Here is a 12,774-nt window from a genome sequence, read left to right on the forward strand (position 1 = left end):
GGATTCTCGCCAATTGACGGATGGAAGGGCTGGCGCATTCCAGGGGGATGGCTGGCGCAATTTTAACGGTCTCATGACGGGCGGGTGCCGGGGAATGCGCCTGCCGTTTACTTTCCGGCCTCTTGGTGTGTGTCTGGCTTATGGGTCGTACAGGAAGGAACTCGTGACCGTTAGGGCATGGCCGTTGTTCAAAAGGGCATCGGCCCTAACGCGGTCCTGACACGGCTGTGAGCTGGCAGTTCGTATGGTAGTTCCGCGCGCCTGTGCGTCCCTGTTCGTGCCCGCTCGTCCTGGGTGGGCATTGCCCGACCGAGGGCGTCGAGTCAACGCGGCATGCCGCACCCGGATCGCAAAAGTCCTTGGTTGACAATTTCTGGAGCGCTGGTCTTGACTTGCGATCGTTGTCGCGGCGGATTGGCTGAGAAATGCGCGAAGTCAATTCAGGCCAGTCTTGTGTGTGTCATGCATGGATTCATGCATGCGTTCGGTTCTAGTGGACGACTGACGAGGGCAGAAGCTGCCATGTGCGAATTGGCGCGAGTGGACACGGACACTGTCGCCGTCATCGGCGTCGCACCCGCGGCGCCGGTACGGGCGGAATCGGGCGCGGGGGCACTGGCCGAGCTGACCGGCGCGGCGCTGCCCGCGGGTCGTACGGCCGAACTGGAGTCCGCGTGGCGGGCCTGCGAGGACGCGGGCATCCGCGTGGACGGCCGGGTAGACATCGATGTCTTTCTGGCCGCCGACACCGCGGGAAGCGACTTAGCCGGGGACGGCGCGGCAGGGAACGGCGCGGTGGACGACGGCGTGGTGCGGAACGGCGCGGCAGGAGACGACGCCGCACGGGACGGCGCGTTAGCGGCAACCGACGGCGCAGCCGAACTGGCGGGCGCACTGGGCCTCTTCGGCCGCTGCCGGACCACGCACGACCCCGTCGCCGAAGCCGTCGCCGCCCTGCGGTCCGGTGACCGCACCCTCGCCCTGGTCGGGGCCGACGGTGCCTTCGCCGTCCTGACCCGGGCGGACGCCCCGCGCACCGAGACCTTCGCCTACCGCGTCGGCTCGCACCACGACACCGACCGCGCCTGGCCCGCCGGGGTTCCCGCCCTGGTCGAGGCCGCGCGACTGGCAGGACGCCCCGACCCCGGCCGCACCGCGCACGACGGACCCGCGATCCCGGTCCCGCTGTCCGCGCACAGCCAGGACGCCCTGCGCGCCCACGCCGCGGACCTGCACACGCTGCTCCGCGCCGAGCCCGAACTGCCGCTCGTCGACGTCGCCTACTCCCTCGCCACCACCCGGCCCGCACTCGGCCGCCGCGCCGTGTTCGCCGGCGGGGACCGCGAGCGCCTCGCCGCCGATCTGCTCGCCTTCAGCGAGGGCGACCTGGCCCTGCCGGGACTCGCGACCGGACGTCCCGCCCGCGCCGCCGCGGTCGACCCCGCCTTCGTCTTCCCCGGGCACGGCCCCCAGTGGCTGGGCATGGCCGAGGAACTCCTCGCCGTGTCACCGCTGTTCGCCGAGCACCTGCACTCCTGCGTGGACGCCCTCGCGCCGCACCTGGACCAGCCCGTCCTCGACGCGCTGCGCGGCACCGCGGAACCCGCGTCCCTCGACCGTCCCGACGTGGGACAGCCCGCGCTCTGGGCCATGATGGTGGCCCTCTCCGAGGTGTGGCGCTCCTGGGGCGTGCGGCCCGGCGCCGTGATCGGTTCCAGCTTCGGCGAGATCACGGCCGCGACCGTCGCGGGCGCGCTGTCCGTCGAGGACGGTGCCCGCGTCGTGGCCCACTTCGTCAAGGCACAGGTGCGTCTGCTCGAACGCGGTGTGATGGTCTCCGTCCTCGCCCCCGCCGACGAGGTGCGCGAGCGGCTCACCCGCTACGACGGACTCGACCTGGCCGCCGTGCACGCCCCCGGCTCGGTGCTGGTCTCCGGCGTCGAGGACGAGGCCACCGAACTCCTCGCCGAACTGGCCGCCGACGGCGTCAGAGCCAGAAGCATCGCCATCCGCATCGCGGCACACGGCCGACAGGTCGACTCCGTGCTCGACGGCCTGCGCGCCGACCTCGCCGGGATCACCGCACGCCCGTCGGACGTGCCGGTCTACACGGCCACCACGGGTGCGCGGGTCGACCCGCGCACGCTCACCGCGGACCACTGGTGCCACAACCTCCGTGACACCGCGAACTTCGAGAGCGCCACCCGCGCCGTCCTCGCCGACGGACACCACCTGCTCCTCGAACCCAGCCCGCACCCCGTCCTCACCAGGGCCGTCCAGGAGACCGCGGAGGACGCGGGCGTCGAGGCGACCGTCGTCGGCGCGCTGCACAGGGACCGCGGCGGCGTCCACAGCCTGACCGCCGCGCTCGGCGAACTGCACGCGCACGGCGTGCTCCCCGACTGGGAAGCCGTGTTCGACGGCCGGGACGCCCGCGCCGTGCCGCTGCCCGCCTACCCCCTGCACCCGGCCCCCTCGGCCGCCACCGCCCCCTCGCTCGCCGACCGGCTCGCGGCCGCACCCGACCGCCACGCCTTCCTCGTCGACCTGGTCCACACGCAGGTCACCGCCGTCGTCGGCGGGACCGAAGCGTCCGATGCAGAGGCCGAAGCGGACACGCTGCTGCTGGCACTCGGCATCGATTCCGCGGGCGCGGTGACCCTGCGGAACCTGCTGAACGCGGCCACCGGGCTGAACATCTCGGTGTCCGCCGTGTTCGACAACCCCACGTGCCGGGGCCTCGCCGCGCACATCGACCAGGTGCTGACCGGCGCACCGGCCGACGAGGACGAGACGGCGGCCTTCGCGGCGGCCGGTGACGGCGAGCCGATCGCCGTCGTCGCCATGGGCTGCCGCCTGCCCGGCGGCGTACGCGGCCCCGACGACCTGTGGGCGTTGCTCTCCGAGGGCGGCGAGGGCATCACCCCGTTCCCCACCGACCGGGGCTGGGACCTGGAAGGGCGCTACGACGAGGCTGCCGAGCGGCCCGGCGGCTACTACCAGCGCGAGGCCGGATTCCTGCACGACGCCGACCAGTTCGACCCGGAGTTCTTCGGGATATCGCCGCGCGAGGCACAGGCGATGGACCCGCAGCAGCGCCTCCTTCTCGAGGTCGCCTGGGAGTCGATCGAGCGCGCGGGCATCGACCCCGCGGAGCTGCGCGGCAGCCGCACCGGCGTGTTCGTCGGCGCCATGACGATGGACTACGGCCCCCGCCTTCACGAGGCGTCCGAGGACCTGGCGGGCTACCTCCTCACCGGCAACACCGCGAGCGTCGCGTCCGGCAGGCTCTCCTACACGTTCGGATTCGGGGGCCCCGCGCTGACCCTCGACACCGCGTGCTCCTCCTCGCTCGCCGCCCTGCACGTGGCCGTGCAGTCGCTGCGGCGCGGCGAGTGCCCGCTCGCGCTCGCGGGCGGTGTCACGGTCATGCCGTCACCGGGCATGTTCGTCGAGTTCAGCAAGCAGCGCGCGCTCGCCCCCGACGGCCGGTGCAAGGCGTTCTCCGGCAGCGCGGACGGCTTCGGCCTCGCCGAGGGCGCCACGATGGTGGTCCTCGAGCGCCTGTCCGACGCGCGGCGCAACGGACACCCCGTACTCGCCCTGATCAAGGGCACCGCGATCAACCAGGACGGCGCGTCCAACGGCCTCACCGCCCCCAGCGGCCCCGCGCAGCGCAAGGTGATCCGGCAGGCGCTCGCCGACGCGGGCGTATCGGCCGCCGAGGTCGACGCCGTCGAGGCGCACGGCACGGGCACGCGCCTCGGCGACCCGATCGAGGCGGACGCCCTGCTCGCCACCTACGGCCAGGAGCACCCCGCCGACCAGCCGCTGCTGCTCGGCTCCGTGAAGTCCAACATCGGTCACACGCAGGCGGCTTCGGGCGTCGCGGGCCTCATCAAGATGGTCCTCGCGCTGCGGCACGGCGTCCTGCCCAAGAGCCTGCACATCACCGAGCCCACACCGCACGTCGACTGGGCGTCCGGCGCGGTGTCACTGGTCACCGAGACCACGCCGTGGCCGCAGGTCACCCGCCCCCGACGGGCCGCCGTGTCCTCGTTCGGCATCAGCGGCACCAACGCACACGTGGTTCTCGAGCAGGCACCCGACGACTTCCCCGCCGAGGAGCCTTCGGCGTCCGGGCCGACGCCGTTGGTGCTCTCTGCCCGCACGGAAGACGCGCTGCGCGCGCACGCTTCTCAACTCACTCCCGTGGTGGGTGAGTTGGGTTCTGCGCGTGTGGCGGATGCGTTGTTGTCGCGGTCGGTGTTTGATCACCGGGCTGTGGTGGTGGCGGGCGGCGCGGAGGCGTTGGCGGCGGTTTCTCAGGGTGCTGAGTCGGCGCGTGTGGCGGTGGGGGTCGCGCGGTCTGCGGGCAAGACGGCGTTCGTGTTCCCCGGTCAGGGTTCGCAGTGGCTGGAGATGGGCGTGGCGTTGGCGGAGTCCTCGCCGGTGTTCCGTGCCTCCATGGACGCGTGTGCCGAGGCGCTCGCCCCTTATGTCGACTGGTCGTTGTGGGACGTGCTGTCCGACGCGGATGCGTTGGAGCGCGTAGACGTAGTTCAGCCCGTGTTGTTCGCGGTGATGGTGTCGCTGGCCGCGTTGTGGCGTTCGTACGGCGTGGAGCCCGATGCCGTGGTGGGTCACTCTCAGGGTGAGATCGCCGCCGCGCATGTGGCGGGCGCGCTCTCGCTGGAGGATGCGGCGCAGATTGTGGCGTTGCGCAGTCAGGCGATTCTGGCGCTGTCGGGCCAGGGCGGCATGGTGTCCCTGGCGATGACGGTCGAGGCGGCGCGTGAGCGGATCGCCCGTTGGGACGGCCGGATCTCCATCGCTGCGGTCAATGGTCCCGGTTCGGTGGTCGTGGCGGGTGACGCGGATGCTCTGGACGAGCTGATGGACTCCTGCGCCGCCGATGAGGTACGGGCCCGTCGCGTTCCTGTCGACTACGCCTCCCACTCCCCGCACGTCGAGCGGATCCAGACGGAGTTGGCGACCCTCCTCACCGGAGTGGAGCCCCGGTCCGCGCAGGTCCCGATGCTCTCCACCGTGACGGGGGAGTGGCTGACCGGGACCGAGGTCGGTGCCGAGTACTGGTACCAGAACCTGCGGCACACCGTGCGCTTCGAGGACGCCACCCGTGGCCTGCTGGAGCACGGCGTCGGCACGTTCATCGAATGCAGCCCCCACCCCGTCCTCACCTTCGGGGTGCGCGAGACGCTCGACGCGACGGGCCGTGACGCCATCGTCGTCGGCACGCTGCGCAGGACCGACGGCGAACTCGACCGGTTCCTGCTGTCGGCGGCCGAGGCGTACGTCGAGGGCCTGCCCTTCGACTGGCGTGCCCTGGTGCCCGCCGGACGACATGTCGACCTGCCGACGTACCCCTTCCAGCGCAAGCGCTACTGGCTCGACGACACGGCCCGCCCGACGGCCGCCGCCGACCCGGCCCTCGAGGAGTTCTGGGCCTCGGTGGAGCGCGGCGACCTCGCCGCGACCCTCGACGTCCCCGCCGACGCGCCCCTCACCGACGTCCTGCCCAGCCTGGCCGACTGGCGTCGGCGCGGGCAGGAGCGGTCCGCCGTCGACGCGTGGCGTCTGAAGGTCGCCTGGCGCCCGCTCGCCGCCGCCACCGACACGCCCGTCCTGACCGGCACGTGGCTCGTGGTCGGCGCGCCGACCGAAGCGGCACACCCGTGGCACACCGCCGCCGTCGACGCCCTGCGCGCCCACGGCGCCGACGTCATCGAGACCGAAGGATCCGTCGAGTCGCTGCGCGCCCTGGACGTCGTCCCCAGCGGCGTGCTGTCCCTGCTCGCCCTGGACGAACGGCCCGACCCCGAGGCGCCCGACGTCCCGAGCGGCCTCTCCGGCACGCTGGCGCTCGTGCGGGCCCTCGGCGACGCCGGGATCGCCGCGCCGCTGTGGCTGGCCACGACGGGCGCGGTGTCCGTCGGACGCTCCGATCCGCTCACCCACCCGACGCAGAGCCAGGTCTGGGGCCTCGGCCTGAGCGTCGGTCTCGAACACCCGGACCGCTGGGGCGGCATCGTCGACCTGCCCACCACCCCCGAGGGCAGGACCTCGACGCGCCTCGCCGCCGTGCTCACCCGGCACGACGACGAGGACCAACTGGCGGTCCGGGCCTCCGGTGTCTCCGTACGACGGCTGGTCCCCGCCCCCGCACGGGCCACCGCGCCCGCCTGGCGCACCGGCGGCACCGCGCTCATCACCGGCGGCACCGGCGCCATCGGCGGCCACGTCGCCCGCTGGCTCGCGGCAAGCGGCGCCGAGCACATCGTCCTGACCAGCCGCAGCGGCGCCGGTGCGCCCGGCGCCCGCGAGCTGGCGGACGAGCTGACCGCGCTCGGCGTACGGACCACCGTCGCCGCCTGCGACGCGGCCGACCGCGCCGCGCTCGCCGACCTGTTCGCGCGGCTCGACGCCGAAGGCACCCCCGTCCGCTCGGTGTTCCACGCGGCGGGTGTCGTGGTGTCCAAGGCGCTGGCCGACACGGACACCCCGGGCCTCGCCCACGCCCTCGCGGCCAAGGCCGTCGGCGCCGCCCACCTGGACGAGCTCTGCGCGGGGCGCGACCTCGATGCGTTCGTCCTGTTCTCCTCCGGATCCGCGGTCTGGGGCAGCGGCGAACTCGGCGCGTACGGCGCCGCCAACGCCTACCTCGACGCCCTCGCGCAGCGCCGCCGCGCGGCGGGACTGCCCGCCACCTCGGTGTCCTGGGGGATGTGGGCCGGCGAGGGCAAGGGCATGGTCACCGACGACCTGGACGAACAGTTGCGCCGCAGGGGCCTGCGCCCCATGAAGCCCCGGCTCGCCGTCGACGCGCTCGCCACCGCCCTCGCGGCGGACGAGACGACCCTGACGGTCGCCGACGTCGACTGGCCCCGCTTCGCCCCCGGCTTCACCGCGGCCCGCTCCCGCCCGCTGATCGGCGAGATACCCGACGTCGTGGCGCTCGCCGAGCAGGACGATGCGGAGCAGCCCGCCACGGGCGGCGCCCTCGCCGAACGCCTGGTCGGGCTCAACGAGGCCGACCAGCACCGGCACCTGCTCGACCTGGTGCGCGGCCACGCCGCCGCGGTCCTCGGCCACGAAGGACCCGAATCCGTCACCCCCGACCGGGCGTTCCGCGAGCTCGGCTTCGACTCGCTCACCGCGATCGAGGTCCGCAAGCGGCTCAACACCGCCACCGGCACACGCCTGCCCACGACCGTCGTGTTCGACCACCCGACGCCGGAGGCGCTCGCCCGCCACCTGCACACCGTGGTCCTCGGCGAGCGCGCCACCGCCGCGCGGACCGGGACCGCGGCCCGCGACACCGACGAGCCGATCGCGGTCGTCGCGATGAGCTGCCGCTTCCCCGGCGGCGTACGCGGCCCCGAGGACCTGTGGTCGCTCGTCCTCGAAGGACGCGACGCCGTCGGCCCCTTCCCGGACGACCGGGGCTGGGACACCGACCGCCTCTACCCGGCCGACGCGGCGGCCCAGGGCCGCAGCAGCACCCTGGAAGGCGCCTTCCTCGACGACGCGGGCGGCTTCGACGCGAACTTCTTCGGCATCGCCCCGCGCGAGGCCCTCGCGATGGACCCCCAGCAGCGGCAGATCCTCGAACTGGCCTGGGAGGCCTTCGAGCGGGCGGGCGTCGACCCGACGTCGGTCCGCGAGAGCCTCACCGGCGTGTTCGTCGGCGCGTCGCCGCAGAGCTACGCGGGCACCCTGGAGCAGGCCGCGCCCGAGATGGACGGCTACCGCCTGACCGGCGACGCGCTGAGCGTCGTCTCCGGCCGCATCGCCTACACGCTCGGCCTGCGCGGCCCCGCCGTCACCATCGACACCGCCTGCTCGTCCTCGCTGGTCGCCCTGCACCTCGCGGTGCAGGCGCTGCGGTCCGGGGAGTGCTCGATGGCGCTCGCGGGCGGCACGGCGATCATGGTGACGCCGACGCCCTTCGCCGAGTTCAGCCTCCAGGGCGGCCTGGCCCCCGACGGCCGCAGCAAGCCCTACGCCGACGCCGCCGACGGTGTCGGCTGGGGCGAGGGCGCGGGCCTGATCCTCCTGGAGCGGCTCTCGGACGCCCGCGCCAACGGCCGCGAGGTCCTCGCCGTCGTGCGCGGCTCCGCGATCAACCAGGACGGCGCGTCGAACGGCCTGTCCGCACCCAGCGGCCCCGCGCAGCAGCGCGTCATCCGCGCGGCACTCGACAGCGCGGGCCTGACCGCGCCGGACGTCGACGCCGTCGAAGGCCACGGCACGGGCACCCGGCTCGGCGACCCCATCGAGGCACAGGCCCTGCTCGCCACGTACGGCCAGGAGCGCCCCGCCGAACGGCCGCTGCTGCTCGGCGCGTTGAAGTCCAACATCGGCCACACCCAGGCCGCCTCCGGCATCGCGGGCGTCATCAAGATGGTGCAGGCGATCCGGCACGGCGTCCTGCCGCGCACCCTCCACCTCGACCAGCCGTCCCAGCACGTCGACTGGACGACCGGCGCCGTGGAACTGCTCGCCGAGCAGCAGCCGTGGCCGGAGGTCGGCAGGCCCCGGCGGGCCGCCGTCTCCGCGTTCGGCGTCAGCGGCACCAACGGCCACGTCATCATCGAACAGGCCGAAGAGGTCCACGAGTCCGAACAGGCCGCTCCCGCCGCGCCCGAAGGACCTCTCGCCTGGGCACTGTCCGCCCGCGACACCACCGCGCTGCGCGCCCAGGCCGCGCGCCTGGCCGCCACCGTGGACGAGCGCCCCGAGCTCTCGCCGGTCGACGTCGCCGCGACCCTCGCCAAGGGACGGGCCGCGCTCGACCACCGCGCGGTCGTCCTCGGCACGAGCACGCCCGAACTGCGCGCCGGACTCGACGCGCTGGCCGCGGGCACCGACGCGCCCACCGTGGTGCGCGGCGCCCCCGACGGCGGCAGGCTCGCCGTGCTCTTCGCCGGGCAGGGCTCCCAGCGCATCGGCATGGGCCGCGGCCTGTACGCGACGCAGCCCGTGTTCGCCGACGCGCTCGACGAGGCGTTCGCCCACCTCGACCCGCACCTCGCCACGCCGCTGCGCGACGTCGTCTTCGGCGACGACCAGGAAGCCCTCGACCGCACCGAGTACGCGCAGCCCGCGCTGTTCGCCGTCGAGGTCGCCCTCTACCGCCTGTGGGAGTCCTGGGGCCTGACGCCCGACGCGCTCGCGGGCCACTCGATCGGCGAACTGGCCGCCGCGCACGTCGCGGGCGTCTTCTCGCTCCCCGACGCCTGCGCGATCGTCGCCGCCCGCGGCGCGCTCATGCAGGCACTGCCCGAGGGCGGCGTCATGGTCGCGGTGCGGGCCACCGAGGACGAGATCGCGCCCGAGTGCTCCGAGCACGTCGGCATCGCCGCCATCAACGGCCCGGACTCCCTCGTCCTGTCCGGCAGCGCGGAGCAGGTGCTCGCCCTCGCCGACCGGCTCGAGGCACAGGGCCGCAAGGTCACCAGGCTGCGCGTCAGCCACGCCTTCCACTCGCCGCTGATGGAACCGATGCTCGCCGAGTTCCGCCGCGTCGTCGAGGGCACCACCGCCCACCCGCCCACGCTGCCCATCGTGTCCACGCTCACCGGCGCGCCGGTCGGCGCCGACGAACTGGCATCGCCCGACCACTGGGTCCACCACGTGCGTCAGCCCGTGCGGTTCGCCGACGGCGTCACCGCGCTCGTCGCACAGGGCGTCACCACCATGGTCGAGGTCGGACCCGGCGGCGCGCTCACCGCGATGGGCCAGGACAGCGCCCCCGACGCGGTGTTCGTACCGTCGCTGCGCTCCGAGCACCCCGAGCCGGACGCGCTGACCCGCGCCGCCGCACACCTGCACGTCAGGGGCGCCGGGATCGACCTGACGGCCGTCATCGGCGGCCGGGGCACCATGGTCGACCTGCCCACCTACGCCTTCCAGCACGACCGGTACTGGCTGACCGCCGCCGTCGCCCCCGCGGGCGAGGGCGCGACCACGGCCCTCGGCGTCGCCGCGGGCGACCACCCGCTGCTCCGCGCCGCCGTCGCGCTGCCCGACTCCGACGGCGTCGTCCTCACCGGCAGGCTGTCCACGCGGGCCCAGCCCTGGCTCGCCGACCACGGCGTCGGCGGCCGGGTGCTGTTCCCCGGCACCGGATTCCTCGACCTCGCCCTGCACGCGGCGGGACACTGCGGCCTCGACACCGTCGAGGAACTGACCCTGCACGCCCCGATGGTGCTGCCCGAACGCGGCGGCCTCGCCCTGCGCGTCACCGTCGGTGCGGAGAGCGACGGGCGACGCGGCATCCGGGTCCACTCGCGGGCCGAGGACGCCGAGAGGGACGAGCCGTGGACCGAGCACGCCACCGGCACGCTCACCACCGGTGACACCCCGCCGGCCGACCTCACCGTCTGGCCGCCCAAGGGCGCGACACCGATGGACGTCGACGACGTCTACGACCGCCTCACCGAACTCGGCTACGGCTACGGCCCCGTGTTCCGCGCCCTGCGCGCCGCCTGGCGCCTCGACGACGACGCGTACGTCGAAGTGGCCCTGCCGGAAGGCACCGGCGGCGACGGCTTCAGCGTGCACCCCGCACTGCTCGACGCCGCCCTGCACGCCCCCGTCCTGCGCGCCCTCGACGAGAGGGGCGGCGGCCCCCGGCTGCCGTTCAGCTTCACCGGCGTGCGGCTGCACGCCGTCGGCGCATCGACGCTGCGGGTGCGCTGGTCGCCCAAGGGCCAGGACGACATGTCACTGACCATCGCCGACCCGGCGGGACGGCCCGTGGCGAGCGTCGAATCGCTGGTCATGCGCCCTGTGGAGCTGCGCGGACTCGCCTCGCGGACCGCCGAGTCGCTGCTCGCCCTGGAGTGGACGCCCCTCGAGGCGACCGGGGAGAGCACGCCCGGTCTCGCCGTGCTCGGCGACGGTGCTCTCGACGGTTTCGGAGATCTCGGCGAACTGGGCATCGACGCCCCCACCGTCCGCGACTTCGGCGGGCTCGACGGCGTGCGCGACCTGCTCGCCCCCTGCCCGATCCCGTCCGGCGACGAAGGCAAGGCCACCTGCGAGGCGGCGGTCTGGGCGCTGACACTCGCCCAGGACTGGCTCGCCGACGAGCGGACCGCGGGCACCCGCCTGGTGTTCGTCACCCGGGGCGCGACCGACCCCCAGGCGCCCGACCCGGCCCAGGCCGCCGTGTGGGGCCTGGTGCGCTCGGCAGCGACCGAGAACCCCGGCAGGTTCGCCCTGGTCGACCTCGACGGCACCGAGGAGTCCGCCCGCGCCGTACCCGCCGCGCTCGGCACCGACGAGCCCCAACTCGCCCTGCGCGCAGGGCGGATGACGGTTCCGCGCCTCACCCGCGCCGGCACCGGCGCCCCGCCCGCCGACAGCGCGTGGCGCCCCGACCCGGACCGCCCCGTCCTGGTCACCGGCGGCCTCGGCACCCTCGGCACGCTGGTCGCCCGCCACCTGGTCACCGAGCACGGCGTACGCGACCTCGTCCTGGTCGGACGCAAGGGCCTGGCCACCGAAGGGGCGCCGGAACTGCGCGACGAACTCGCGGCGCTCGGCGCCCGGGTGACCGTGGCCGCCTGCGACGTCGCGGAGCGCGCCTCCGTGGCGGCGTTGCTCGCCTCCCTCGACAGGCCCCTGGGCGCGGTCGTGCACACGGCGGGCGTCGTCGACGACGGCGTACTGGAGTCCCTGACGCCCGACCGGGTGGAGCGCGTGTTCGCCCCGAAGGTCGACGGCCTGCGGCACCTGGACGAACTGACCAGGGACGCCGACCTGTCCGCGTTCCTCGTGTTCTCCTCCGCCGCCGGACTCCTCGGCAGCGCGGGCCAGGCGAGCTACGCGGCGGCCAACGCCGCGCTCGACGCCCTCGTACTCCGCCGTCGCACCCTCGGCCTGCCCGGCGTCTCCCTGGCCTGGGGCATGTGGGCGGCCGCGAGCGGCATGACGGCGGGGCTCGACGAGGGCGACCGGGCCAGGCTCGGCCGCTCCGGAGTCCTCGAACTGCCCACCGAGGACGCGCTCGCGCTCCTCGACGCCGCGGCCGGCGACGACCGCGCCGTACTCGCCCCGCTCCGCCTCGACACCACCATGCTGCGCCAACAGCTCGCGGACGGCACCCTGCCGCCCCTGCTGCGCGGCCTGGTCCGCGCCCCCGTCCGCCGCGCCGCGACGGCGCACCCCGTCGCCACCGTCTCGTTCGCCGACACCCTCGCGGGCCACTCCGCCGAGGAGCGCGAGGAGGCGGTCCTGAACCTGGTGTGCGCCGAGGTCGCGGCCGTGCTCGGCCACACCGCGGGCACCGAGGTCGAGCCGGGACGCGGCCTGAAGGACCTCGGCTTCGACTCGCTGACCTCGGTGGAACTGCGCAACCGGCTCACGGCCGCCACCGGCCTCCGGCTGCCTTCGACCCTGGTGTTCGACCACCCGACGCCCGCGGCGATCGCCCGGCACGTCCTGCCCCTGCTCGCCCAGAACGGGACCGAGCCGGACACCGACGTGCTCGACCAGCTCGACCAGCTGGAGAACGTCCTGTTCGCCCTCACCGACGACGGCGCCGTCACCAAGGCGGACCTGCGCCTGCGCGCCCTGCTCGCCCGGTGGAGCGAAGCCCGCGCCGACGACCCGGACGAGGACGCCGATTCCGACCTCGCGTCGGCCACCGACGACGAACTCTTCGGCTACCTCGACAACGAACTCGAGACCTCGTGAACGCGCAGAGCCGCGCCGATCTCGTCTGCACCGCCTTAAGGAGCGCAC

The 12,774-nt window shown here is 74.3% G+C and carries 1 protein-coding gene; it reads left to right on the forward strand.

Going from position 1 to position 12,774, the window contains the following annotated elements:
- Window positions 1-540: 540 nt before the first annotated feature.
- Window positions 541-12,726, forward strand: a complete 12,186-nt coding sequence (locus tag KY5_RS37145; RefSeq protein WP_107645732.1) for a type I polyketide synthase — start codon at window positions 541-543, stop codon at window positions 12,724-12,726.
- Window positions 12,727-12,774 lie beyond the last annotated feature (48 nt).

The sequence above is a fragment of the Streptomyces formicae genome, from assembly GCF_002556545.1.
Lineage (GTDB): Bacteria > Actinomycetota > Actinomycetes > Streptomycetales > Streptomycetaceae > Streptomyces > Streptomyces formicae_A.